Annotated in this window: 19 protein-coding genes; 12 read left to right on the top strand and 7 right to left on the bottom strand. The window is 72.0% G+C overall.

What is annotated here, in order from left to right; genetic code table 11:
• Positions 1-98 precede the first annotated feature (98 nt).
• A complete protein-coding gene (locus IAG42_RS02365; RefSeq protein WP_223205819.1) occupies positions 99-1,298 on the top strand; it encodes a PLP-dependent cysteine synthase family protein in 1,200 nt (399 codons plus the stop codon).
• A complete protein-coding gene (locus IAG42_RS02360; protein WP_188335332.1) occupies positions 1,295-2,566 on the top strand; it encodes an MFS transporter in 1,272 nt (423 codons plus the stop codon). The genes IAG42_RS02365 and IAG42_RS02360 overlap by 4 nt, the downstream gene beginning before the upstream one ends.
• Before the next feature lie 65 nt (positions 2,567-2,631).
• Here IAG42_RS02360 and IAG42_RS02355 read toward each other — a convergent pair whose 3' ends face one another.
• Positions 2,632-4,962 (bottom strand): GH92 family glycosyl hydrolase, encoded by a 2,331-nt coding sequence (locus tag IAG42_RS02355; RefSeq protein WP_223205818.1) that lies wholly within the window; start codon positions 4,960-4,962, stop codon positions 2,632-2,634.
• 236 nt (positions 4,963-5,198) lie between these two features.
• On the opposite strand from IAG42_RS02355, the gene IAG42_RS02350 reads away from it, so the two are divergent.
• Complete coding sequence (locus IAG42_RS02350; RefSeq protein WP_223205817.1) at positions 5,199-6,986, top strand: ATP-binding SpoIIE family protein phosphatase; 1,788 nt, start codon at positions 5,199-5,201, stop codon at positions 6,984-6,986.
• Between the two features lie 65 nt (positions 6,987-7,051).
• Here the strand turns inward: IAG42_RS02350 and IAG42_RS02345 are convergent, their stop codons facing one another.
• A complete protein-coding gene (locus IAG42_RS02345; protein ID WP_188335330.1) occupies positions 7,052-10,426 on the bottom strand; it encodes a pyruvate carboxylase in 3,375 nt (1,124 codons plus the stop codon).
• 284 nt (positions 10,427-10,710) lie between these two features.
• Between IAG42_RS02345 and IAG42_RS02340 the strand changes: the two genes are divergently transcribed.
• Entirely contained in the window at positions 10,711-11,286 is a 576-nt protein-coding gene (locus IAG42_RS02340; RefSeq protein WP_188335329.1) for a dihydrofolate reductase family protein, read from the top strand.
• A gap of 26 nt (positions 11,287-11,312) precedes the next feature.
• Here the strand turns inward: IAG42_RS02340 and IAG42_RS02335 are convergent, their stop codons facing one another.
• The 3 genes from IAG42_RS02335 to IAG42_RS02325 are packed head-to-tail and all read right to left on the bottom strand — an operon-like array spanning position 11,313 to position 13,813.
• Positions 11,313-11,879, bottom strand: coding sequence for an NADPH-dependent FMN reductase (locus IAG42_RS02335; protein ID WP_188335328.1), 567 nt, complete (start codon positions 11,877-11,879; stop codon positions 11,313-11,315).
• 58 nt (positions 11,880-11,937) lie between these two features.
• Positions 11,938-13,116, bottom strand: coding sequence for a macrolide family glycosyltransferase (locus tag IAG42_RS02330; protein WP_223205816.1), 1,179 nt, complete (start codon positions 13,114-13,116; stop codon positions 11,938-11,940).
• A 34-nt stretch (positions 13,117-13,150) separates the two neighbouring features.
• Entirely contained in the window at positions 13,151-13,813 is a 663-nt protein-coding gene (locus IAG42_RS02325; RefSeq protein ID WP_188335327.1) for a CatB-related O-acetyltransferase, read from the bottom strand.
• 131 nt (positions 13,814-13,944) lie between these two features.
• Between IAG42_RS02325 and IAG42_RS02320 the strand changes: the two genes are divergently transcribed.
• Entirely contained in the window at positions 13,945-14,556 is a 612-nt protein-coding gene (locus tag IAG42_RS02320; RefSeq protein ID WP_188335326.1) for a TetR/AcrR family transcriptional regulator, read from the top strand.
• Between the two features lie 23 nt (positions 14,557-14,579).
• Positions 14,580-16,151 carry a hypothetical protein gene (locus IAG42_RS02315; RefSeq protein WP_188335325.1) on the top strand — a complete coding sequence of 524 codons (1,572 nt, stop codon included), beginning with the start codon at positions 14,580-14,582 and terminating at the stop codon, positions 16,149-16,151.
• Positions 16,152-16,163: 12 nt separating this feature from the next.
• On the opposite strand, the gene IAG42_RS02310 is transcribed toward IAG42_RS02315, so the two are convergent.
• Positions 16,164-16,937, bottom strand: coding sequence for an SDR family NAD(P)-dependent oxidoreductase (locus IAG42_RS02310; protein WP_188335324.1), 774 nt, complete (start codon positions 16,935-16,937; stop codon positions 16,164-16,166).
• 226 nt (positions 16,938-17,163) lie between these two features.
• Here IAG42_RS02310 and IAG42_RS02305 point away from each other — a divergent pair, with 226 nt between their 5' ends.
• The 5 genes from IAG42_RS02305 to IAG42_RS02285 all read left to right on the top strand — a co-directional run bounded on the left by IAG42_RS02305 (position 17,164) and on the right by IAG42_RS02285 (position 22,596).
• Positions 17,164-18,369: an ABC transporter substrate-binding protein gene (locus IAG42_RS02305; RefSeq protein ID WP_188335323.1), complete on the top strand. Its 1,206-nt coding sequence runs from the start codon at positions 17,164-17,166 to the stop codon at positions 18,367-18,369.
• Positions 18,366-19,223 carry a branched-chain amino acid ABC transporter permease gene (locus tag IAG42_RS02300; protein WP_188335322.1) on the top strand — a complete coding sequence of 286 codons (858 nt, stop codon included), beginning with the start codon at positions 18,366-18,368 and terminating at the stop codon, positions 19,221-19,223. Before IAG42_RS02305 ends, IAG42_RS02300 begins: the two co-directional genes overlap by 4 nt.
• Before the next feature lie 2 nt (positions 19,224-19,225).
• The gene (locus tag IAG42_RS02295) at positions 19,226-21,034 is read left to right on the top strand and encodes a branched-chain amino acid ABC transporter ATP-binding protein/permease (RefSeq protein WP_188335321.1); all 1,809 of its coding nucleotides are present in this window, start codon (positions 19,226-19,228) and stop codon (positions 21,032-21,034) included.
• Complete coding sequence (locus IAG42_RS02290) at positions 21,031-21,789, top strand: ABC transporter ATP-binding protein (protein WP_188335320.1); 759 nt, start codon at positions 21,031-21,033, stop codon at positions 21,787-21,789. Before IAG42_RS02295 ends, IAG42_RS02290 begins: the two co-directional genes overlap by 4 nt.
• A gap of 165 nt (positions 21,790-21,954) precedes the next feature.
• Complete coding sequence (locus tag IAG42_RS02285; protein WP_188335319.1) at positions 21,955-22,596, top strand: TetR/AcrR family transcriptional regulator; 642 nt, start codon at positions 21,955-21,957, stop codon at positions 22,594-22,596.
• A 12-nt stretch (positions 22,597-22,608) separates the two neighbouring features.
• Here IAG42_RS02285 and IAG42_RS02280 read toward each other — a convergent pair whose 3' ends face one another.
• Complete coding sequence (locus IAG42_RS02280; RefSeq protein WP_188335318.1) at positions 22,609-23,346, bottom strand: SDR family NAD(P)-dependent oxidoreductase; 738 nt, start codon at positions 23,344-23,346, stop codon at positions 22,609-22,611.
• Positions 23,347-23,617: 271 nt separating this feature from the next.
• Here IAG42_RS02280 and IAG42_RS02275 point away from each other — a divergent pair, with 271 nt between their 5' ends.
• Positions 23,618-24,415: an IclR family transcriptional regulator gene (locus tag IAG42_RS02275; protein ID WP_188335317.1), complete on the top strand. Its 798-nt coding sequence runs from the start codon at positions 23,618-23,620 to the stop codon at positions 24,413-24,415.
• Positions 24,416-24,424: the final 9 nt, after the last annotated feature.

The following is a 24,424-nucleotide window of genomic DNA, read 5'->3' as shown; positions in this document are numbered from 1 at the left end:
ACCAGACTCCGCCCAGCAAGCGGCCCCGAACCGGCACGGCCCCGGAACCCTCAGGTCTCCGACCACCCCTGCCGACGACGCCGCAGGAGAAGCACGCCATGACTCACGCGATGACCCCCACCACGGCACACACCACGCCCCACACCCCCTCCCACACCCCGACACCCCTGGACGCCCCCGCCCGGCTCCTCGCCGACACCAAGCGCCCCCAGCACACCCCCGGCGGACTCGTCGGCGACACGCCCGTCCTGTGGATCGGCGCCCCGTTCACCGCCGAGGGCCGCGGCTTCTGGGCCAAGCTCGAAGGCCACAACCCCGGCGGCATCAAGGACCGCACCGCCCTCCACATGGTGCGCGCCGCCCGCGAGCGCGGCCGGCTCCTGCCCGGGGCGCGGATCGTCGAGTCCACCTCCGGCACCCTCGGCCTCGGACTCGCCCTGGCCGGCGCCACGTTCGGACACCCCGTCACCGTCGTCACCGACCCCGGCATGGAGCCGCTCATGACCGGCCTGCTCACCGCCTACGGCGCGGAGGTCGACCTCGTGGAGGACCCGCACCCGGAGGGCGGCTGGCAGGAGGCCCGGCGTCTGCGCGTCGCGCGACTGCTCGCCGAGGACCCGACGGCCTGGTGCCCCGACCAGTACCACAACCCCGACAACGTGACCGCCTACGCCCCGCTCGCTCACGAACTCGTCGCGCAGCTCGGCCGCATCGACACCCTGGTCGTGTCCGTCGGCACGGGCGGGCACTCGGCGGGCATCGCGTCCGTCCTGCGCGGCTACTTCCCGCGCCTGCGTGTCGTCGGCGTGGACACCACCGGGTCGACGATCTTCGGCCAGCCCGCCGCCACCCGCCTGATGCGGGGCCTGGGCAGCAGCATCTATCCGCGCAACGTCGCCTACGACCTCTTCGACGAGGTGCACTGGGTGGCCGCCCCCGAATCAGTCTGGGCGGCACGGAACCTGGCGCGACAGCACTACGCCACCGGCGGCTGGAGCGTCGGCGCGGTCGCCCTCGTGTCCCGGTGGCTGGCCCGCACCCGCCCCGCGGAGGAGCGCATCGTCACCGTGTTCCCCGACGGCCCGCAGCGCTACATCGGCACCGTCTTCGACGACGCCTACGGCCATGAGCACGGGCTGCTCGACCGGCCGCCGGCCGACGACCCCGACGAGATCGCGCATCCCGCCGACCGCGTCGTCACCCGCTGGACCCGCTGCACCCACGTCACCGACCCCCTCGGCCCCGACGCGGCGCTGCCGCACCGCACCGCCGGGACGGCCACCGGGGCCCGGCGATGACCGGCCTGTGGCGGCAGACCCGCTCCTTCCCGGCCCCCGTGCGACTGTTGATGGCCAATCAGTTCGCCATCAACCTCGCCTTCTACATGCTCATGCCCTACCTCGCCGCCCATCTCTCCGGCTCGCTCGGCCTCGCGGCCTGGGCCGTCGGACTCGTCCTGGGCGTACGGAACTTCTCGCAGCAGGGCATGTTCCTCATCGGCGGCACCCTCGCCGACCGCCTCGGCTACAAAGCCCCCATCATGGCCGGCTGCCTGCTGCGCACCATCGGGTTCGCCCTGCTCGGCTGGGTGGACAACCTGCCCACGCTGATCGCGGCCTCCGCCGCCACCGGATTCGCGGGCGCCCTGTTCAACCCGGCCGTGCGCGCCTACCTGGCCGCCGAGGCGGGGGAGCGGCGCGTCGACGCCTTCGCCACCTTCAACGTCTATTACCAGGCCGGCATGCTCCTCGGCCCGCTCGTCGGACTCGCCCTGCTGGCCGCCGACTTCCGGCTCGTGTGCACCACCGCGGCCGCCGTCTTCGCCGGCCTCACGGTCCTCCAGGCGCGCGCCCTGCCCGCCCGCCGCGGCACGGCACACGACCGCCCCCGGCAGGAGGACGCCGCCGACGAGAGCGTGCTCGCCCAGTGGCGCACGGTCGTCGCCAACCGGCCCTTCCTGCTGTTCGCCCTCGCCATGATCGGCTCGTACGTACTGACCTTCCAGGTCTACCTGGCCCTCCCGCTCGCGGCGCGGAGCGCGCTGGGGGAGCGCGGCACCTGGGCGACCAGCCTCCTGTTCGTGGTGTCGGCCGCCGTCGCTGTGGTGGGCCAACTGCGCCTCACCGGCTGGGCGAAGGCGAGGTGGAGCCCGTCGCGGGCGCTGGTGCGCGGACTGACCGTCATGGGGCTCGCTTTCCTGCCGCTCGCCCTGGTCCCGTCCGACGCGGCCTGGCTCGTACTCGGCGCGCTCGTCCTGACGGTGACCCTGCTCGCCCTGGGCGGCGCCGTCGCCTACCCCTTCGAGATGGACACCGTCGTCACCCTGTCCGGCAACCGCCTGGTCGCCACGCACTACGGGCTCTACAACACCGTCTCGGGCCTCGGCATCACCCTCGGCAACCTGGCGACCGGCGCCCTGTGGGACTTCGCCGAACGGCACGACGCCCTCTGGCTGACCTGGAGTGCGCTCACCCTCACCGGCCTGGGCTGCGCCGCCTCCGTCGCCGCGCTCGCCCGCACCGGCCGCCTCACCGCGCGGGCCGAGCCCCACCTGGCGACCGCGTGAAAAGGGTGCGGGGCGAGGCGTCCCGAAGGCACCCAGCCCCGCACCCGTTCACATCAGGCGACCGCTCAGTCCTGCGCCACCGCCGGCGGCGCCGCGTCGACACCCCAGCGCGTCGGCTGCCCGGAGAGCGTGACGTCGATCGACCCGGCGTCCAGCAGCTCCCGGTGCGACAGCCAGCTCCGCTGGAGCGGCCCCGCGTCCGTCCGCACCGAGGACACGTACTGCATCTTCGACGCGTCGGCGCCCGGCGCCTCGATCGCGATCGGCTTGCCGTGCGCGGGCCGGATCTCGACCTTGTCGAACATCGGGGCCGTGACGATGTAGTTCGCCGACCCGGGCTGCGCCTCGAAGATCCCGGCCATCGCGAAGACCAGCAGCGACGAGGTCGCCCCGAGGTCGTCGTTGCCGGGCATCCCGTACGCGTCGTCCGTGAACAGCGTCCGCATCGCGCGCAGCACCGCCGACGTCTTCCACGGCGCGTTCGTCCACGTGTACATCCACGGCGCGTGGAAGTCCGGCTCGTTGTTCGGATTGAACGCGAAGTTGTTGTGGTAGTCGTACGCGCCGTTCACCCAGGACTCCGAGGCGGCCTTCGCCGGGTCGGTGAGCACCGTCGGCATGTCGAAGAACGTGTCGAGCCGCTGCTCGGCCGCGCCCGCCCCGCCCATCAGCCCGTACAGGGTCTGCGGGTCCTGCTGGGCCAGCCACTGGTACTGCCAGGCCGTGCCCTCGTGGAAGGCGCCCGACTGGGTCGGGTCCGTGTCGCCGGCCGGCGTGCCGTCCGCCTTCTTCGCCACGGGGAAGCCGGTGAAGCCCTTCGACGAGATGCCGGAGTCCCACAGCTTGGTGAAGTTGTCGCAGCGTCCCGCCAGCAGGTCCGCCTTGTCCTCGTGGCCGAGCCCGCGGGCCATCGTGGACAGCGCGCAGTCGCCGAGCGCGTACTCCAGCGTCGCCGAGCCCGCCTGCCGTGTGTCACCGAACTGGTAGCCCGGCAGGTCCTGGTAGCCGATGAAGCCGTTCTTCACGTACGTCGGATTGCCGTCGCGGCCGCGGAAGACGGACTGGTCCTGGGGGACCTCGTTGACGTTCTTCCACAGCGCGTCGAACAGGCCGCGCGCGGTGCGGTCGTCGAGCAGACCGCGGTTGTAGAGGTCGACGATCCACGGGGTGACGGGGTCACCGCTCATCACGTTCGTCTCGCCGTTGCCGAGCCCCCAGCGCGGCAGCCAGCCGCCGTCCTCGTAGACCCGCAGCAGCGACTTGGCCATGTCCGTGGCCTTGTCCGGGTTCAGCAGCGTCACCAGCTGGTTCTGCGAACGGTACGTGTCCCACAGGGAGAACATCTGGTAGTAGGGCGAGTCCGAGCGGTGCACCTGGTCGTCGAAGCCCCGGTAACGGCCGTCGACGTCGGAGCCGACCGACGGGTGCAGCAGCGAGTGGTAGAGCGCGCTGTAGTAGGTGCGCTGGTCGGCCTTGCTGCCGCCGGCCACCCGCATCCGGTTCAGCTCGTCCCGCCACGTGTCGTGCGCGGCCGAGCGGACCTTGTCGAAGGACTCCGGCTGCTCCGCCCGCCGGTTCAGGCGTGCCCCGTCGACCGACGTGTAGGACAGGCCCACCGAGGCGCCCACCCGGTCGCCCTTGTCCCGGTCGAAGGACAGCCAGGCGCCCGCCCGCTTCGTGCCGCGCTGCGCCTCGCGCTTGCCCGGCGTGAGCGTGCCGTCCGTCCACGTGCCGAACGTCGAGAACCTGCGGTCGAACTTGGCGCTGAAGTAGACCCGGTAGCGCTCCTTGACGGTCTCCCAGCAGAAGTTGCCGCCCTGGACCCAGCCCTCCACGGTGTCGTCGCCGACCACCTTGAGGCCGCCGGCGAACGTGCCGCCGTTGCTCTCACCGGCCTCGATCAGCACGTTCTGCGCGCCGGACCCGCTCGGGAACGTGTACCGGTGCTGACCCGTCCGCTGCGTCGCCGACAGCTCGGCCTCGATGCCGTTGTCGAACTTCACGCCGTAGTAGCCGGGCGAGCGGGTCTCGTTGTCATGGCTGAACCTGGCCCGGTACTGCGCGGGGTCCGAGGACGTGACGTCTCCGGTCGTCGGCATGAACCGGATGTTGCCCATCGTCTGGCAGCCGACGCCCGAGAGGTGCGTGTGGCTGAAGCCGAGGATGCTGTCCTGCGCGTAGTCGTAGGAGGCGTACTTGTTCAGCTGGGTGTCGGGGCTCAGCTGCACCATGCCGAAGGGCGTGGACGCGCCCGGGAAGGTGGTCCCGTCGCCGTTGTTGCCGATCGAGGTGTCGACCAGCGTGGTGGGGTCTGCGGCGAACTCCGGCCCCTGCTCACGGGCGCTCGCGGCGCCCGTGGCGGTGACGGAGGCGGCGGCCAGAGTGGTGGCGATCAAGGCTGCGGTGAACGCGCGTCTAAACGCTCGCATCGCGATCCTCTCGTGCGACAACGTTGTCAAAGGGGGTGCCCGTCGATCTTTCTCTCCTGGGCATGCATCCGTCAATGCCGCGGCGCCGACTCGTCACGGATGGCCGTCCCCGGTGCCCGTGAGCAGGCGAGGGCGGGCCGATCGACGGAACATGGAGAAAGCGGGAGAGATCACAGGGCGCCGAGCAGACGGGAGTGCCGCACGTGGGTGGCGGGCGCGAACACGGCAACACCGAGGAGTACGACGCCGAGATGCGCCAGGTCGACGCCCTCAACCGACTGGCGGGACCGGCCACCGGCGGTTCGGGCCGGCCGCCGGACGACCTGCGCCACCGCGGCGCCGACCTCCTCGTCACCGGCCACGCCCTGGCCCGCGTCGCCTCACTGGGCGAGGCCCTCACCCTGATCTCCGGACTGACCGACCCCTCACTGCCCCTGTGCAGCCAGGCCGTGTTCCGCGCGGACCGGGAAACGCTGCACTGCGTCGGCCAGTTGGGGCTGCGCGACGACGGGCGGGACGCGTACCGCATGCCGCTGGACACCGTGCACCCCGCAGCCCAGGTCGCCCGGACCGGACGGCCTGTCTTCCTCGCCTCCCCGGAGGAGTTCCGCGAGCGCTTCCCCGAGGGCCACTCCCTGTCCGCCCACGCCGGGCACCAGGCCTGGGCCTTCCTGCCCCTGACCACGTACGGCCAGCTCACCGGCGTGTGGATGGCCGCCTTCGACGCCCCCGTCACGATCACCGACGGCCTGGGCGTCTTCCTCATGACCGTCGCCCGGCTCCTCGGCCAGAGCATCGAGCAGACCTACGACGGCCAGGCCGACCGCGCCCTGTCACAGACCCTGCGCAACAGCCTCGGCGGGGTCGGCTCCGGCGTCGACGGGCTCAGCGTCGCCGCCCGCTACGTCCCCACCGGCGGCGGCCTCATGGTCGGCGGCGACTGGTTCGACAGCATCACCCTGCCCGGCGGCCGCCTCGGCCTCGTCATCGGCGACGTCCAGGGCCACGACCTGCAGGCCGCGGGACTCATGTCCCGGCTGCGCACCGCCATCCACGCCTATGCCGCCGAGGGCCACGGCCCCGACGCCGTCCTGGTGCGCGCCTCGCACTTCCTCGCCTCCCTGGGCGAGGACCGCTTCGCCACCTGCATCTACCTGGAGGCCGACCCCGCCACCGGCACCCTCCGCATCGCCCGCGCCGGCCACCCGCACCCCGTCCTGCGCCTCCCCGACGGCACCTGCGTGCTCAAGCACGTGCGGGGCGGCCTGCCCCTCGGCCTCGACCTCGACGAGGACGACTATCCGGTCAGCGTCGTCACCCTGCGCGAGAACGAGATCATGATGCTGTGCACCGACGGACTGATCGAGTCCGGCGGCCACGACATGTACACCGGATGGCTGCGCGTGCGCGACGCGCTCGAACCCGGCAGCGCAGGCGACCTCGGCGGACTCGCCGACCGGCTCATGAACGCCGTCGTCGCACCGACGGAGGCACGGAAGGGCGAGCAGCCCGCCGCCGCCTTCACCGAGGACGACATCGCGCTGCTGCTCCTGCGCCGCGACCCGTCCGCCGTCCCCGTCGACGGCACCGGCCGGAACCTGCGCTTCACCCTCGAACAGGACCAGGCCCAGGGCCTCGCCGACGCCCGCATCGAATTCCAGGGCCTGCTCCACGACTGGGCCCGCCCCGAACAGGTCGACACCGTCCTCCTGCTCGTCTCCGAGCTTCTCGGCAACGTCCTCGTCCACACCGAGCAGGCCGCCGCGCTGCGCGCCGACATCCACGGCACGCACGGCCGGCGCCGGCTCCGCGTCGAGGTCTCCGACCGCAGCGACGAGGTCCCGCACCGCCGCGCCCCCGGCGAGCTCTCCTCCTCCGGCCGCGGCCTCGTCCTGCTCGACCTGCTGGCCCACCGGTGGAACATCCGGCCCGAGCCCGAGGGCAAGACGGTCTGGTTCGAGCTCGACGAGGACGGCCCGGAGGAGCCGTGAGCACACGGCGGCGGCCGGGACGGACCACGCCGCCCCGGCCGCTCACTTCACCACAGGCCCTCAGTTCACCGGATCTCGACGAGCAGGTCGCCGCCCTCCACCTGCTGGATCCTGGAGATCGCGAGACGCGAGACACGCCCGCCGCGCGGCGCCGTGATCGAGGCCTCCATCTTCATCGCCTCGATCGTCGCCACCGTCGCACCGGCCTCGACCTGGTCGCCCTCGGCGACCGACAGCGTGACCACACCGGCGAACGGCGCCGCGACGTGACCCGGGTCGCCCTTGTCGGCCTTCTCGGTCACGGGCAGATCGGCCGCGGCCGCGTTGTCCCGCACCTGGATCGGCCGCAGCTGTCCGTTGAGCGTGGACAGCACCGTGCGCATCCCTCGCTCGTCGGCCTCGCCGACCGCCTCCAGCTCGATCAGCAGCCGCACACCGGGTCCGAAGTCGACGCTGTACTCCTTGCCCGGGCGCAGCCCGTAGAAGAAGTCCTTGCTGTCGAGCACGCTGGTGTCGCCGTAGGCCTCGCGATGCGTCTCGAAGGCCTTCGTCGGACCCGGGAACAGCAGCCGGTTGAGGGTCGCGCGGCGGTCCTTGGCGAGGCCGTCGCGGTCCTCGGCGCTCAGGTCCTGGACCGGCTTGGGGCCGGCCCGGCCTTCCAGGGCCTTGCTGCGGAACGGCTCGGGCCAGCCGCCGGGAGGCGTGCCCAGCTCGCCGTGCAGGAAGCCGATCACCGAGTCCGGGATGTCGAACCGGTTCGGCGTCGCCTCGAACTCGGCGGGCTCCACGCCCGCGCCCACCAGATGCAGCGCGAGGTCGCCCACGACCTTCGACGACGGCGTCACCTTCACCAGCCGGCCCAGCATCCGGTCGGCCGCCGCGTACGTCGACTCGACGTCCTCGAAGCGGTCGCCGAGGCCGAGTGCGACGGCCTGCGTGCGCAGGTTGGACAGCTGTCCGCCGGGGATCTCGTGGTGGTAGACCCGCCCGGTCGGCGCGTCCAGACCCGCCTCGAACGGGGCGTAGATCTTGCGCACGCTCTCCCAGTACGGCTCCAGGTCACCGACCGCCTGGAGGTCCAGGCCCGTGGGGCGCGCCGAGTGGTCGGTCGCCGCGACGATCGCCGACAGCGACGGCTGCGAGGTGGTCCCGGCCATGGAGGCCACCGCGCCGTCCACCGCGTCCGCCCCGGCCTGGATCGCCGCGAGGTACGTCGCGAGCTGCCCGCCCGCCGTGTCGTGCGTGTGCAGGTGCACCGGCAGGTCGAACTCGCGGCGCAGCGCCGAGACGAGCGTGGCCGCGGCCGGGGCGCGCAGCAGACCGGCCATGTCCTTGACCGCGAGGACGTGCGCGCCCGCGTCGACGATCTTCTCGGCGAGCCGCAGGTAATAGTCCAGCGTGTACAGCTTCTCCGCCGGGTCCGACAGGTCGGACGTGTAGCAGAGCGCGACCTCCGCGACGGCGGTGCCGGTCTCCCGTACGGCCTCGATCGCGGGCCGCATCTGGTCGACGTCGTTGAGCGCGTCGAAGATGCGGAAGATGTCGATGCCGGTGGCGGCCGCCTCCTGCACGAACGCGTCGGTCACCTCGGTCGGGTACGGCGTGTACCCCACGGTGTTGCGACCGCGCAGCAGCATCTGCAGACAGATGTTCGGCACGGCCTCGCGCAGGGCTGCGAGCCGCTCCCACGGGTCCTCGGCGAGGAAGCGCAGCGCGACGTCGTACGTGGCGCCGCCCCAGCATTCGAGGGAGAGCAGCTGCGGCAGCGTGTGCGCCACCGTCGGGGCGACGGCCAGCAGGTCCTTGGTGCGCACCCGGGTGGCGAGCAGCGACTGGTGGGCGTCGCGGAACGTGGTGTCGGTGACGCCGAGCGTCGGCGCGTCCCGCAGACTCCGGGCGAAGCCCTCGGGCCCGAGCTCCGCGAGCCGCTGCCGCGACCCGGCCGGCGGCTCGCCCGCGGGCAGCGGCGCCAGCTTGGAGGCGGGCGAGATCAGCTCGGGGCGCGGACCGTGCGGCTTGTTCACCGTCACGTCCGCGAGGTACGTCAACAGCTTCGTGCCCCGGTCCGCCGAGTGACGGGCCGTCAGCAGGTGCGGCCGCTCCTCGATGAACGAGGTGGTGACGCGCCCCGCCTGGAAGTCCGCGTCGTCGAGCACGGCCTGCAGGAACGGGATGTTCGTCGACACACCACGGATGCGGAACTCGGCGACGGCCCGCCGCGCCCGGTCCACGGCCGTACGGAAGTCCCGGCCCCGGCAGGTCAGCTTCACCAGCATGGAGTCGAAGTGGGCGCTGACCTCGGTGCCCGCGTGCGTCGTACCGCCGTCGAGCCGGATGCCCGAACCGCCGGGGGAGCGGTAGGCGCTGATCATGCCGGTGTCGGGCCGGAACCCGTTCGCCGGGTCCTCGGTCGTGATGCGGCACTGGAGCGCGGCGCCGTGCAGCACGACCGACTCCTGCGACAGGCCCAGGTCCGCGAGGGTCGCGCCGGACGCGATGCGCAGCTGCGCCTGCACCAGGTCGACGTCGGTGACCTCCTCGGTCACCGTGTGCTCGACCTGGATGCGCGGGTTCATCTCGATGAAGACGTGCTTGCCCTCGCGGTCGAGGAGGAACTCCACGGTGCCCGCGTTGCGGTAGCCGATCCGGCGGGCGAACTTCACCGCGTCGGCGCAGATCCGCTCGCGGATCCCGGGGTCGAGGTTCGGCGCGGGCGCCAGCTCGATGACCTTCTGGTGGCGGCGCTGCACCGAGCAGTCGCGCTCGAACAGGTGGATGACGTTGCCCTCGCCGTCGGCGAGGATCTGCACCTCGATGTGGCGGGGGTCGACGACGGCCTTCTCCAGGAAGACCGTCGCGTCGCCGAAGGCCGACTCGGCCTCGCGGGCCGCCGCCTCGATCGACTCGCGCAGCAGCGCCGGGTCGTCGACGCGCCGCATGCCGCGCCCGCCACCGCCGGCGACGGCCTTCACGAACACGGGGAAGCCGATGTCCTCGGCGGCCGCCACCAGTTCGTCCACGTCGGTGGACGGCGCCGAGGAGCCGAGCACCGGCACTCCGGCCTCGCGCGCGGCGGCCACGGCCCGCGCCTTGTTGCCCGTCAGCTCCAGCGTCTGCACGGACGGGCCGACGAACGTGATGCCCGCCTCCTCGCAGGCGCGCGCGAGTTCGGGGTTCTCGGAGAGGAATCCGTAGCCCGGGTACACGGCGTCGGCCCCCGCGAGCCGGGCCGCGCGGATGATCTCCTCCACCGACAGATAGGCCCGCACCGGATGGCCGGCCTCGCCGATCTCGTACGCCTCGTCGGCCTTCAGCCGGTGCAGCGAATTGCGGTCCTCGTGCGGGAACACGGCGACGGTGCGCGCCCCCAGTTCGTAGCCGGCGCGGAACGCGCGAATCGCGATCTCCCCGCGGTTGGCCACCAACACCTTGCGGAACATCCTGACCCCTTCACCTGGCCGGTGACGAGCACCGTGGATCGTGCCCGGCTCGTTTCGGCAACGCTAAGGGCAGCGTGGGCGCGTACTGAAGGTTCGGCGACAGTGACATGGATCATCGAGCCGAAGGGGCCGCCAATGGCGCAGAGTGGACCCCTTTGCCTCCGCGGCGCCCGCGCGCCGCCCGCCGGCCGATGAGTTCCGCCGGCCCCGACGGTCCTACCCACCGACAGGTCTTCGATCCTCCTCTCCTCACCCACCGGCAGCCACACGCACGGGAGCACGTCATGACCGCCACGTACACGTTCGACATCTTCAGCAGCCTCGACGGCTTCGGCGCCGCGAGCGGCGACTGGACCGGCTACTGGGGCAAACAGGGCCCCGAACTGCTCGAACACCGGCTCCGCCAGTACGACCGGGACCAGCGGATGGTGCTCGGCGCGAACACCTACCGGGCGTTCGCCGGCATGCTGGCCGAGGACACCGAACCGGGCGTGCGCGACCCGTGGGTCACCCGGATGCGGAACCTGCCGCTCACGGTCGTGTCGACGACGCTCCGGGAACCCCTGGACTGGCCGGACGCCACGGTCGTGAGCGGCGACGCGGTCGACGTCGTGGCCCGTCTGAAGAAGGAGTCCGACGTCCCGCTGCGCTCGCACGGCAGCCTGTCCATGAACCGGGCCCTGATGGCGGCCGGACTCGTCGACCGCGTCCAGATCACGGTCTTCCCCGTCATCACGGGCCGCACCGGCCTGGACCCGATCTTCGCCGGGGCGGAGGACTTCGACCTCGACCTGATCGAGACGCGCACCCTCGACGGCCGCACCCAGGAGCTCGTCTACCGCCCGGCCCTGCACGGCTGAACGCGTGAACGCGGCGCGGAGTGGCGTCAGCCGCGCCGGCGCATCGGGGCGAGGGCCGAGGTCAGCGTGACGACCTCGTCGAGCAACTGCCCAAGGGCCCGCTCGTGGCGCTCGGCGGGCGCGAACGTCGTGTACGCCTCGAAGTCGCTCTGCAACGACAGGTGCACCTGCGTGTGCACGGCCGTCAGCTGAACCGCCCCGGCGATGTGCCGCAGATGATCGAGGGCGCGGGCCCCGCCGACGTTGCTGCCGTAGCCGACGAACCCGGCCGCCTTGTGGTTCCACTCGTGGTAGACGAAGTCGATGGCGTTCTTGAGCGCGGCCGGGATGGACCGGTTGTACTCGGGCGTGACGAACACGAATCCGTCGAGCGCGTCGATCGTGGCCGCCCACGCGCGGGTGTGCGCGTGCTCGTAGTCGCCCAGGCGCGGCGAGCGCGGCTCGTCGAACAGCGGCAGGTCGTGGTCGGCGATGTCGACGACCTCGAACGCGGCGTCGTCCCGGGCCCCGGCCGTCTTCTCGACCCAGCTCGCGATCTGGGGCCCGACCCGGCCGGGACGGGTCGTGCCGAGGATGATGCCTATCGTCGTCATGTCCTACGTCTCCAGTCGCGCTGCAGAGGGTGTACGGGCGGGGGTGATCCGGCTGTGCTCAGTGCGGCAGCATCGCCTCGATGAGGTCCGCGGCGCGTCGGGTGCCGCCCTCGGCCCGGGCCTCCGTCTGCAACCGGCGGCTGTGCGCGCGACGTCCGGGATCGTCGAGCAGCTCGGTCAGCGCCGTGCGCAGTGTCCCGGCGGTGGCGTCGGCGGTGTCGACGCGGCGGGCCACCCCGAGTTCGACCAGGCGGTCGGCGTTCATGAACTGCTCGGCGCCCTGCGGCACCGCGATCATCGGGACGCCCGCGAGGAGGCCCTCGCCGCAGCCGCCCATCCCGGCGTGTGTGACGAAGGCGTCCGCCTGTTCCAGGATCGCCCGCTGCGGCACCCAGGAGCGCACCTCGACGCCGGCCGGTACGTCACCCAGCTCGGCGGGGTCGGTGTAGCGCCCGATCTGGAGCACGACGTGCCATCCGGGCAGGTCACCGAAGGCGGCGACGCACTGGCGGTAGAACTCCGGCTGCCGCGTGTACGCGGACCCGAGCGAGACCAGCAGCACCTTCTCGGCGCCCGCCGGACGCGTCCAGCCCTCGTCTCCCGCACGGGTGTCGAAGCACGGCCCGACGAACGTGACGACGTCCGTGTCGACCCGGTCGGCGTGCGGCTGCATCGCGCGCGGGATCAGGGCGAGGGAGCGGCCGGGCGGCCCGGAGAACGCGTCCACGTCCGTGGTGACGGCCCCGGCCTCGGTGAGCCAGCGCGCGAACCTGTCCCGGTACGCGTCGGCACCGGGCAACTGCCGCAGATGCACAGCGACTTCCTCCTCGTAGCCGTCCCAGGCGACGAAGGTCGGGGACAGCTGCGCGAGCGGGCGGCCCTGCGTCTCGGCCAGGGCGCGCGCCGCGTAGGCCCCGATGTCGTAGAGGTACAGGTCGGCCGGGTCGTCGTCGTACGCGGCGCGCAACTGCGGGAGCGCCTGGATCGCGTCGTCGAGGAAGAGGGACGCGGCCGCGATGGGGTCGTCCGGCCACTTGTTGTCGGCGAAGGGCAGCGTGGAGGAGCACGTGACGAGTTCGGCGCCGGTGGCCTCGATCCGCTCGGCCATCACCTGGTCGTCGGCGTACGTGACCCGGTGACCGCGGGCCACCAGTTCACGGATCACCGCGAGGCCGGGCAGGACGTGGCTGACGAGGGGGACGCCGACCATCGCGATGTGGGCGCGGCTGCGGGACATGCTCGATCACTCGTTTCCGGGTGGGGGGACGGGGTCAGGGCCGGGGGAGCAGCGCGGCGGCCGCCTCCAGTTCGTCGATCGATCCCGACATGATGGTCCGTACGTGCGCGGTGATGTGCTCGACGGGCCAGTCCCACCAGGCGACCGCGAGCAGCCGGGCGACGTCCGCCGGCTCGTAGCGGGTCCGGATGAGCTGAGACGGGTTGCCGCCCACGATGCCGTAGTCGGGCACGTCGCCGGTGACCACGGCGCCGGAGGCGATGATCGCGCCGTGGCCGATCCGCACCCCGGGCATGACCATGGCGCCGTGGCCGAACCACACGTCGTTGCCGACGACCGTGTCTCCGCGCCCCGGCAGGCCTGTGATCAGGTCGAAGTGCTCGGCCCAGGAGCCGCCCATGGTGGGAAAGGGGAACGTCGACGGGCCGTCCATGCGGTGGTTGGCGCCGTTCATGATGAACCGCGTGCCGGTGCCCAGCGCGCAGTACTTGCCGATCACCAGGCGCTCGGGCCCGTAGTGGTACAGGACGTTGCGCGTCTCGAACGCGGTGGGGTCGTCCGGATCGTCGTAGTAGGAGAAGTCGCCGACCTCGATCAGCGGCGACTTCACCAGCGGCTTGAGCAGGACGACGCGCGGGTGCTCGGGCATCGGGTGGAGCACGGTGGGATCGGCGGGCACGGCGGGAACGGGCGGCATCGTGAAGGCGGTACCTCTCGGCAGGTGGTGCGTACGCGGGTGGCGGAAGCGCGGAGCGTTACTGCGACAACTGTTGCGTTAAGATGCTGTCACAGCCCACGGACGTGGATCAACCGGATACTGGATTCCCGATGTCAGAACCCATGGCCCCCGCGCCCGACCGCCGCCCCGGCGGCCGCACCGCCCGCATCCGAGCCCAGGTCCTCGACGCGGTCCGCGCCGAACTCGCCGAGGGCGGGCACGAGTCGCTCACGATCGAGGGCGTCGCGACGCGCGCCGGCGTGCACCGCGCCACCGTCTACCGGCGCTGGCGCGACGTCGGCGGACTGCTCGTCGACGTCATCGACGCAGCGGGCGAGACCGACTGGCGGCCCCCGGACACGGGTTCGCTGCTCGGCGATCTGACGGCCCTGAACCGGGAGATCCAGGAGTCCCTGGCGGTGCGGCCCTCGCTCGCCGTCGCCCTGATGTCCGCCTCGTTCCACTCCGAACAGGCGGCGCAGGCCCAGACGCGGCTGTGGGCGGACCGGTACGCGCAGTGCGCGGTCCTGGTCGAACGAGCCGTCGAGCGCGGCGAACTCCCCTCCCCGCACACCGACGCACGGGCCCTGCTGATCGCTGCGACCGCACCGCTCTACCACCGGCTCCTGCTGCTGCGCGCCGAACCCGACCCGGACCAGCCGGAAAGGGACGCGCGGGCGGCGGTGCTGGCGGCCGAAGCGGGAGCCTTCACCGTCCTGTAGGCAGGTCCGGATAGGCTCCCGTGATGCGTATGCGTCTGATACCCGACGACCCGTTCCCCGAGATCGGCCACCCCTTCACGACTGACGTGAGCGCGGACGGCCGTTGGATCGCCGTGAGTTGCTACGCGAACGGCCGTGACGGCCGCGGGCGCATCGCCGTCTACCGGACGAGCGATCTCGCCCTGTGGGACCAGCTGGTGCTCGGACGGTCCGTCGAGACGCTCGCCTTCCACCCGGTGCTTTCCCTGCTCGCCGTGGGCACGGGCGAGGGCGACGAGTTCGAGGCGCAGGGCGGACTTCACCTGTACGAGCCCGAGACCCGCCGGCGCGTCGACGTGGAGGTCGCCGGAGCCGAGGTCGTCGCGCTGAGCTGGCGCGACGCGCGACGCCTGGAGGTGACGTTCAGCGCGCCGATCGTCGACTACGAGGACCTCGGGAACGTCGCGTACACCCGCGCCGTCGCCGAGCGCGACGACTGGAGCCGGGTGACGGCGGACGTGCTCGCCGCGCGGATCGCCTGGCCGCAGGCACCGGCGCAGGTCGACTGGGCCGCGGCGAAGGGCCCGGGGGTGGACGCCCCGCAGCGGTACCTGGCCGCTGTCGCCGCGGAGCACGGCACCTCCTGGAGCAGACGCAGCGGGCCCGCCGCGGTGGAGGCGCTGAGCGACGGCCGAGTGCTCGTCGCGCGGCCCACCGGGACGCTCCTGGAGTGCTGGGCGCAGGACGGCACCCTGCTGTGGTCGCTGCCGGAGCCCGAGGACACCTTCGAACGCAGCGGCTGCCGGCTCCACGTCACCCCGGACGAGGAGAGCGTCTGGATCACGGTCCTGGTCGGCACCAGCGACAACCGCCGCACCCGGCTGTGCCGGTTCGCCCTGGCCGACGGCGCCCCGCTCGCCGAACTCGCCCTCGACTTCCCGGTCGTCATCGCCGCCCGCACGGACGGCGCCTGGGTGGCCAGGGACTCGCGCGACCTCTTCCCGTGGGCGCACTGGCCGCCCGGCCCGAGCGTCGTCCTGACCCCCACGGGACGGCAGTTGGGCACCCTCGAACTGGGGGAGTGCCACACCTCGTTCGACCTTCCGGTCCGCCGCTCGCCGCACCTGCTGTTCCTGTACGGCGACGGCCCCGCCGGCGTGCAGCCCCCACTGCTGGAGAAGTGGGTCGTGCGGGCGGGCCCCGAGGGGATCGAGCGGCTGTTCCCCCTGTCCTGGGACGACTCCCTCGGGGTTCACCACGGCGGCCCGGCCGTGTACGTGGACGACGCCCTCGGCGCCGGACTCGTCCACGGCTGCACGGGCCGCGACGGCTCGTACCTCGTACGCCGCTCCTACCCGGACGGCGCCGTGGTCTGGGCGCACCGCTTCGACACGGGGATCACCGGGGTCGACGCGCACGACGGACTCGTCCACGCCGTGACGGCCGGCCCGGCCTGCGAACTGCTCACCCTGCGCGGGACGGACGGCGCGGTGCTGCGCCGGCAGCCGCTCGCGCTCGGCGCGCACGTCTACACGCCGACCTGTCTGAGCGCCGGCCCGGACGGCGAGCTGCTGATCGGCACGGCCGAGGGACGGATCGTCCGGGCCCGGGCCTGAGCCGGGGCCCGCTCAGACTCCGTAGCCGCCGTCGACGTCCAGCTTCTGACCGGTGATGAAGCGCGCACGGTCGGAGGCCAGGAAGCACACGGCCTCGGCGATGTCCTCGGCGGTGCCGAAGGTGCGCAGCGGGATGTTGGCCATCGCGGCGTCGAGGGCCCGCTGGTCGAGATCGCCGGAGTCCATCAGCCGCGCGGCCATCCCGTCGGTGAGCATCCCGGGCCCCACGCAGTTCACCCGCACCCCGAACCGGCCCTCCTCGGCGGCGAACGCGCGGGCCAGCGCCTCCACCGCCGCCTTCGGCCCCGCTGACAGGCCGTCACGCACCGGATAGCGGCGGGTCGCCGCCGTCGTGACCGCGACCACCGAGCCCCGGCTCTCGCGGAGGGCCGGCAGCGCGGCGTGCAGAAGGTTGAAGAAGGCGGACGCGTCCGCGTCGAGCTGCTCGCGCCAGCGCTCCGGCGAGACGCGGGACAGGTGTGTCATCGGGACGTGCGGGCCCGCGCAGTGCACCACGGTGTGGACCGCCCCGAAGCGGGAGACCACCGAGGCCAGATGGTCGCGGGTGGCGGTCGCGTCCGAGAGGTCCAGCGGGTCCGTCGTGACGGGGACCCCGTGGGCGGAGGCCAGCTCGGCGGCGACCGCCTCCGCCTGCTCCTTGTTGCGCCGGTACGTCAGGGCCACGGCCGAACCGGCGGCCGCCAGGCCGCGGCAGACGGCGGCCCCGATCCCTCCGGAGCCGCCGGACACGACGGCCACGCCCGCCCTGTTCCCGAAGTCGCGCATCGCGCCCACCTCTCGTGCTCGGAGCGCCGCCCCCAGAACAAGCAGACGCTTGGTCGTGCATCACGGTAGGTGCGCGTCGAGAGCCCGGTCAAGGGGCCGGAATCAACACCAAACAAATGCTTGACCGGTGCGAGATTCGCCGTGCTACGTTTCGCGGCACTAACAAGCGCTTGGTTCGGTCTCGGTGTGTCCTCGGCTCTCCATCGGCTCTCCATAAGGGTTGAAAATGAACAGACGAATCGTTGCGGTGATCGCGTCGGCCACGGGTGTCGCCTTCACCCTCACCGGGTGCGGGGCCGGTTCCGCCACGGAAGGAAAGAGCGCCGACGAGCCCTATCGCGTTTTGGTCACCGGCGGCCTGAGCGCCCAGGGCGTCCTCGCGGACAACTCGACGACCTCGGTGCTCTCGGCCAAGGCCGGCGCCAAGGTGGTCAACGCGGCGGGCGGGATACTCGGCCGCAAGGTCGAGGTCACCGTCGTCGACGACGCGGGCGACCCGACGACCGCCGTCACCAAGCTCCGTGAGGCGATCAACTCCGACAAGAAGCCGGACCTGTTCCTCGACTCCGGCCCGTCCACCGTCACGGCCGCCGTCCTGCCGATCCTGAAGCAGAACAACATCCTGTCCATGAACGTCGGCCCCACCGCAGACTCCTCGGACCCCAAGGCCTTCCCGCTCAACTTCGACCTGTCGCCCGGCCCTTCCGACTACGCCAAGGGCTTCATCCCCCACCTCAAGGACAAGGGGTACAAGAGGGTCGGCATCATCCACGGCAGCAGCTCCTACGGGGAGACCTTCGACGCCGAGATGACGAAGGCCTTCGACGACGCCGGGATCGAGGTCGTCAAGAGCGAGGAGTACGACGTCGCCGCGCTCGACATGACCCCGCAGCTCCAGGCGGTCCGCGCCGCCGGCCCCGACGCCCTGATCATGGACGGCTACGGCGCCCCCGTCGGCTACCTGCTGAAGAGCATGAAGAAGCTCGGCTGGAACGTCCCGGTCGTCGCCAACACCTCGGTCTCCGCGACCGGCCTGATCTCCACGCCGCCACCCGCCGGGGTCCTCGGCACCGACCAGGTGAAGAACCTGGTGATGCAGGTGTACACGAGCACCAAGTACGACGCCGGGGACAAGGCCATGAACGAGGCGGTCGCGGCGATGAAGTCACTCGGCAAGATCCGCTCCACGCTGATCCTCGGCTACAACTACGACGCGCTGCCCCTCATCGCGGCGGCCGCCGAGAAGGCCGGCTCGCTCGACGACCCGAAGGCACTCGCCCGAGCGCTCGAGGAGCAGAGCGTGCAGAAGAAGGCCAAGACGGCGATCCTGAACGACTACCACTTCAGCGCCACGGCGCACCGGCCGAACGCCGACGCGGGGGTGTTCCTCTTCATCGCCCCGTCCGAGATCAAGGACGGGCAGTTCCAGTGACGCTGATCTGGGGCGGACTGGCCCTCGGAGCGGTCTACGCGCTGGTCGCCGTCTGCTACAACATCGTCTTCATCTCCTCGAAGACCTTCAACTTCGCCCAGGCCCAGCTCATCATGGTCGGCGCGTTCGTCACGTACACCGGCCTGGTCACCTGGAAGCTGTCCGTCCCGGTCGTCCTGCTGCTCGCCGTCGCCTCGGTCCTCGCCCTGGCGGCGGTCGAGGAACGCCTCGCGGTGCGCCCGGTCAAGGACCCGCACAACATCCTTGTCACCACCCTCGGCGTCTCCATCCTCCTCAACGGAGTCACCCAACTGGTGTGGGGGACCCAGCCGTTGAACGTCCCGTTCTTCGGGGGCAACGAGGTCATGCGGCTGCTCGGCGGCCAGACCTACCCGGTGGAGATCGCGCTCGTCGTCGTGGCCGTCCTCCTCGTGTGGGCGCTCACCCGGCTCAGCCGCCGCTTCCTCGTGGGCCTCGCGCTGCTCGGCATGTCGGAAGACCGCGAGGCGGCGATGCTCCGCGGCGTGGACGTCCGCCGGCTCGCCTTCGGCGCCTTCGCGTTCTCCGGCGCCGTCGCCGGCGTACTCGGCATGTTCGTCGGCCCGAAGACCTTCGCGGTGGCCACGCTGGGCGCCTCCCTCGCCCTCAAGGGCTTCGTCGTCCTGGCCATCGGCGGGTTCGGCTCCATGCAGGGCACGCTCGTCGGCGGCCTGGTCGTGGGCCTCGCCGAGGCCCTCGCCGCCCGCTACCTGGGCGGCGCCTACGCCAACATCACTGTCTTCGTCATCCTCGTCACCATCTTGCTGGTGCGACCGGCGGGCCTCTTCGTACGGGTCCAGGAAAGGACGGTGTGACCATGGCCCTGTGGCGAACCGTTCGCGCGGTGCCGGGCTGGGTACCGGCCCTGACGCTCGGACTGATGGTCCTCGTCCTCCCCTGGGCGGGCCTGGACTTCTCCACGACCCGCCAGGTCCAGCTCACCCTCATCCTCGCCCTCGTGGTGAGCGGCCTCAACCTCAGCCTCGGGTACGCCGGTGAACTCGCCCTGGGACAGGCCGCGATGTACGCCTCCGGCGCCTACGTCGCCGGCCTGCTCTCCAAAGCGGGCCACACCGACATCCTGCTCCAGCTGCTGCTCGCCGGCCTCGGCGCGCTCGCGGTCGGCGTCGTCACCGGCATCCCCGGCCTCCGGCTGGGGAGTTGGTCCCTCGCGATGACCTCGTTCTTCCTCGTCCTGCTCGTCCCCGACGTGCTCGCGATCTTCCCCGGCGCGACCGGCGGCCGGAACGGCCTGAGCGGCATCCAGAGCCCCACCCTGTTCGGCTCCCTGCTCGACGGGACGGGCTTCTACCTCGTCATCGCCGTGGTCGCGATCCTCTGGTTCGCCGTGCTGCGCAACATCGTGACCTCCCGGCACGGCATCGCCCTGCGCGTCCTCAGACAGAGCCCCGTCCTCGCCGCCTCCACCGGCATCTCGGTCTTCCGGATGAAGCTCCTCGCGTACGCGCTCGGCGCCATCCCGGCGGGCCTCGCCGGTGCGCTCTTCGCCAACCTCGACCTGTACGTGTCCCCGGAGGCGTTCTCCTTCGCCTTCGCCACCACCGTCCTTTCCGCCTCCATCCTCGGCGGCTCCGCCAGCGTGTACGGAGCTCTGGTCGGCGCCGCCGTCATGCAGTTCGGGCCCAACCAGTCCTCGGGCTTCCAGCAGTACGCCCTCGTCTTCACCGGCGCCTTCCTGGTCATCGGCGGCGTCCTCCTCACCGGCGGCCTCGCCCGCGTCTTCCGCGTCCTCGTCGCCCGCCTCGACCGGAAGGCGACACCGGCCGACAGCGCCGTCACGACGGAGGAGGGACCCGCACCGCGGATCCCCCCGTTCCAGGGCGCGACCCTCACGATCCGCAACGTCTCCAAGGCGTTCGGCGGCAACCAGGCCCTGAAGGACGTCTCGCTCGACGCACGCCCCGGCACCGTGACCGCGCTCATCGGACCCAACGGCTCCGGCAAGACCACGCTCCTGAACATGGTGTGCGGCTTCTACCGCACCGACGCGGGCGAGATCACCCTCGACGGCACCGCCCTGCACGGGCTCCCGCCCGACGGGGTCGCGCGCGCCGGAGTCGCCCGCACCTTCCAGACGCCGAACATCCCCGCCGGCGTCACCGTCCTCGAAGCCGTCGCGTCGGGCCGCTACACGGGACACCGTGCCTCCGTCCTCGCGGCCGTGCTGCGCACTCCCCGGTTCCGCCGGGTGCGCCGCGGGGACCTGGAGGAGGCGGAGCGGATGCTCGCGCTGGTGGGCCTCGGCCATCTGCGCGACACCGAGGCCGTCTCGCTGCCCCTGGGCATGCGCCGGCTCCTCGAGGTGGCCCGCGCCCTGATCGACGCGCCGGGCGTGCTCCTCCTCGACGAGGCGGCGTCCGGCCTCGACGAGCACGAGGTCGAGCGGCTCGCCTCGCTGATCCGGCAGATCCGGGACGCGGGCGGCACCGTCGTCCTCGTCGAACACAACTTCCGGCTGGTCCTCTCCCTCGCCGACGACATCGCCGTCCTCGCCCACGGACAGCTCATCACCACCGGCCCGCCGGAGGAGATCGAGCGCGACCCGCGCGTCCTCAGCGAGTACCTCGGAGTGGAACCCGCCACCACCTCGGGGGAGACCTCATGACGGCACAACAGCCCGGCGAACCGATCCTGCGGGTGCGCGGACTCGGCACCGGCTACGGCGACCTGCGCGTCGTCTGGGACGTCTCCTTCGACGTCTGGCCGGGACAGCTCACCGTCCTGCTCGGACGCAACGGCGCGGGCAAGACCACCACGCTCCGCGCTGTCTCCGGCCTCAACAAGGCGTCCGCCGGCCGCGTGGAACTCGCCGGCCGGGACATCACGAAGGCCGCCGCGCACACCCGCGTGAAACGGGGCATGGCCTACGTCCAGGAGGGCAAGCGCGTCTTCCACGGCCTCACCGTCGAGCAGAACCTGCTGCTCGGCGGCTACACCCGCCGCCTCAAACGGCCCGCCCTGCGCGAGGAGGCGGAGCGGATGTACGAGCTCTTCCCCGTCCTCGGCGACAAGCGGGCGCTGCTCGCCGGCACCATGTCCGGCGGCCAGCAGCAGATGCTCGCCATCGCGCAGGCCCTCATGGCCGGGCCCGAGCTCCTGATGCTCGACGAGCCCTCCGGCGGCCTGGCCCCCGTGATCGTCAACGAGGTCATGGAACGCGTCGGCCGGCTGAAGGAGACCGGCATCGGCATCCTGCTCGTCGAACAGGCCGTGGAGGCGTCCGTCGCCGTCGCCGACCACGTGGCCGTCCTCGACATGGGCCGCGTCGTCCTGTCCGCGCCCGCCGATGAGGTGGACGACCTCCAGGACGCCTACTTCGGCCGGACCCCGGCACCGAGAGCACCCGCTCCGGGCTCCTGAGACCGCGGCCCGCGCCGCCCCGTCCCGGCCCCCGCCGAGCACCGTCGGCGGGGGCCGGGGCATGCCCGCGCCCCGGTGTGGCAAGCTGCGCTTACCGGGGGTAGTAGTGACAGATCGAGCAATTGCTTGGTGGGGGACCCTCTCCTGCCAGGAGGGACGGACGACATGGCGGCAGGGCGGTCCGGGCAGCCGGCGACCACACGGCGCGGATCCAGGGCCGGCGGCCACAGCGGCTCACAGCGGCGGAGCGAACTCCTCGGCATCGCCGCGGAACTGTTCGCCACGCGCGGCTACGCCCAGACGACCGTCCGGGACATCGCCGACGAGGCCGGCATCCTGTCGGGCAGCCTCTACCACCACTTCAGCTCCAAGGAGGAGATGCTCGACGAGATCCTGCGCGAGTTCCTCGACCCGCTCCTCGAACGCTTCACCGCGATCGAGAAGCAGGGGGAGAACCCGGAGCAGGTCCTCGACGAGCTCGTCCGCCACTCCTTCGCGGCCATCCACGCCTCGCCCGTCGCCGTGGCGCTCTACCAGAACGAACTCACCATGTTCAGCCGTCAGCCCGGGTTCGAGTACGTCGGCCGGACCGGCAAGAAGATCGAGAAGATCTGGCTCACGGTGCTCAAGGCGGGCCAGAAGTCAGGGGTGTTCCGCCCCGACGTCGACGTCCACCTCACCTACCGCTTCATCCGCGACGCGATCTGGTCCACCGTCCGCTGGTACCGCCCGCGCGGCAAGTACAAGCACGAGGCGGTCGCGGTGCAGTTCCTCCTGGTCCTGCACGGAGGCCTCCACACCGCGTAGGGGCACGGCCGCTCACTGGCTGGCGTATCCGCCGTCCACGAGGAACTCCGCGCCCGTCGAGTAACTCGCCTCGTCCGACAGCAGGTAGAGCACCATGCCGGCGACCTCCTCCGGCGCGGCCAGGCGCTGGATCGGCTGGTGCTTCACCGACTCGTGCGAGCGCTCCGAGTGCGCCGTCATCTCCGTCGCCACCATGCCGGGATGCACCGAGTTGACGCGGATTCCGTACGGCGCGAACTCCTGCGCCGCCGCCTTCGTCATCCCGCGCACGGCCCACTTCGAGGCCACGTAACTGATGATGTACGGGAAGCCGATGACGCCGCCCAGCGAGGAGATGTTGACGATCGAGCCGCCGCCGGCCGCCCTCATCGACGGCAGGACCGCCTTCATGCCGAGGAAGACACCGACCTCGTTGACGTCGATCACCCGCCGGTAGTCCGCCTCGGACAGCTCCTCCATGGGGCAGCGGTGCACGACGCCCGCGTTGTTCACCAGCCCCGTCACCCCGCCGAACGCCTCCTCCGCGCGGCCCACCGCCGCGTTCCACGAAGCCTCGCTCGTCACGTCCAGCTCGGTGAACAGGGCGCTCCCGGCGCCCAGTTCCGCCGCGAGGGCCTCGCCCTCCTTCACCAGGACGTCGCCGACCACCACCTTGGCGCCCTCCGCGACCAGGCGCCGCGCGAACGCCGCGCCCATGCCGCGCGCGCCGCCCGTCACCACGACCACCTTGCCGTCCGCCCGTGCGCTCATCCCGTGCCCTCCGTACCCTTCGACGGCCGTCTGCCGCGTGAGGCGTGATGCTCGCAGCGGAACCCGCCCCCGCGCCCGGTCCCCGTCCCGGTCACCGGAACAAGCGCTCCCCGCCACCCCGCCGGCGGCCTACGGTCGCCGGGCCACCGCACCAAGAGCGCCGAGGGCCGGGAGCCGAGCCCTGAGAGGGTGATTCTCAGAGTGTGAGAAGGGGGTGTGCGCGGAGCCCTGCCGTGCGGCACGGTCGTGGTCCCAGGCCGAGGGAGGCTCCGTGGCACCATCCGTCCCCGAGCGCGAGGGGCGTACCGGCACGTCGTCGGCGGGCTCCTTCCAGCGCGGACTCAACGTACTGATCACCGTCGCCGAGTCGGGCGAGGCCCGGGTGGAGAAGATCGCCGCCGACGTCGGCATCCCCGTCAGCACCGTCTACCGGTACCTGCGCACCCTGCGCGACATGGAACTCGTGGAGGAGCGCGGCGGCACCTACGCTCCCGGCTGGCGCCTCCTGGAGATCTCCGGCCAGCACCTCACCCACACCCGCCTCGTCGAACTGGGCCAGGGCGTGCTCGAGGAACTCACGGAGACCACCGGCGAGACCGCCGTCCTCACCGTCCGGGTCGGCACCCAGGCCATGTGCCTGCGCCAGACCCAGTCCGCCCAGCCGCTGCGCATGGCCTTCCGCATCAACCAACTCCTGCCGCTCTACGCGGGAGCCGGCCAGCGCGTCCTCCTCGCCCACGCCCCGCGCACCGTCATCGACCACGTCCTCCAGCAGCCGCTGCGCAGCATCACGCCCCGCACCCTGGGACGCGCCCAGCTCGCCGGCGAGATCGAGCAGATCCGCCGGCGCGGCTTCCTCGTCACCCGCGGCGAACTCAACGAGGGCGCCGTCGCGGTGGCGGTCCCGGTCGTCGCCGGGGGAGAGGTGCTGTGCGCGCTGACCGTGGCCGGACCGGAGAACCGGTGCGGCTCGGACTGGCGCCGGCACGCCCGCGGCCGGCTCCAGGCGGCCGGGCTGCGGCTCGGCGAGATCCTGGAGCACCGCGCCGGGCCGCCGCCCACCGGCTGAACGGCGGCC

Origin of the sequence: Streptomyces xanthii (assembly GCF_014621695.1) — a bacterium.
GTDB classification, from domain to species: Bacteria; Actinomycetota; Actinomycetes; order Streptomycetales; family Streptomycetaceae; genus Streptomyces; species Streptomyces xanthii.
Note: the sequence above shows the minus strand (reverse complement) of the source record. Positions and strands in the feature narration are given on the sequence as shown.

What these genes read in the sequence shown, in the direction of transcription:
- IAG42_RS02365 (WP_223205819.1), top strand. Translation starts at nt 99, where the DNA reads ATGACTCACGCGATGACCCCCACCACGGCACACACCACGCCCCACACC.
- IAG42_RS02360 (WP_188335332.1), top strand. Translation starts at nt 1,295, where the DNA reads ATGACCGGCCTGTGGCGGCAGACCCGCTCCTTCCCGGCCCCCGTGCGA.
- IAG42_RS02345 (WP_188335330.1), bottom strand. Translation starts at nt 10,426, where the DNA reads ATGTTCCGCAAGGTGTTGGTGGCCAACCGCGGGGAGATCGCGATTCGC.
- IAG42_RS02340 (WP_188335329.1), top strand. Translation starts at nt 10,711, where the DNA reads ATGACCGCCACGTACACGTTCGACATCTTCAGCAGCCTCGACGGCTTC.
- IAG42_RS02335 (WP_188335328.1), bottom strand. Translation starts at nt 11,879, where the DNA reads ATGACGACGATAGGCATCATCCTCGGCACGACCCGTCCCGGCCGGGTC.
- IAG42_RS02330 (WP_223205816.1), bottom strand. Translation starts at nt 13,116, where the DNA reads ATGTCCCGCAGCCGCGCCCACATCGCGATGGTCGGCGTCCCCCTCGTC.
- IAG42_RS02325 (WP_188335327.1), bottom strand. Translation starts at nt 13,813, where the DNA reads ATGCCGCCCGTTCCCGCCGTGCCCGCCGATCCCACCGTGCTCCACCCG.
- IAG42_RS02320 (WP_188335326.1), top strand. Translation starts at nt 13,945, where the DNA reads ATGTCAGAACCCATGGCCCCCGCGCCCGACCGCCGCCCCGGCGGCCGC.
- IAG42_RS02315 (WP_188335325.1), top strand. Translation starts at nt 14,580, where the DNA reads ATGCGTATGCGTCTGATACCCGACGACCCGTTCCCCGAGATCGGCCAC.
- IAG42_RS02310 (WP_188335324.1), bottom strand. Translation starts at nt 16,937, where the DNA reads ATGCGCGACTTCGGGAACAGGGCGGGCGTGGCCGTCGTGTCCGGCGGC.
- IAG42_RS02305 (WP_188335323.1), top strand. Translation starts at nt 17,164, where the DNA reads ATGAACAGACGAATCGTTGCGGTGATCGCGTCGGCCACGGGTGTCGCC.
- IAG42_RS02295 (WP_188335321.1), top strand. Translation starts at nt 19,226, where the DNA reads ATGGCCCTGTGGCGAACCGTTCGCGCGGTGCCGGGCTGGGTACCGGCC.
- IAG42_RS02290 (WP_188335320.1), top strand. Translation starts at nt 21,031, where the DNA reads ATGACGGCACAACAGCCCGGCGAACCGATCCTGCGGGTGCGCGGACTC.
- IAG42_RS02285 (WP_188335319.1), top strand. Translation starts at nt 21,955, where the DNA reads ATGGCGGCAGGGCGGTCCGGGCAGCCGGCGACCACACGGCGCGGATCC.
- IAG42_RS02280 (WP_188335318.1), bottom strand. Translation starts at nt 23,346, where the DNA reads ATGAGCGCACGGGCGGACGGCAAGGTGGTCGTGGTGACGGGCGGCGCG.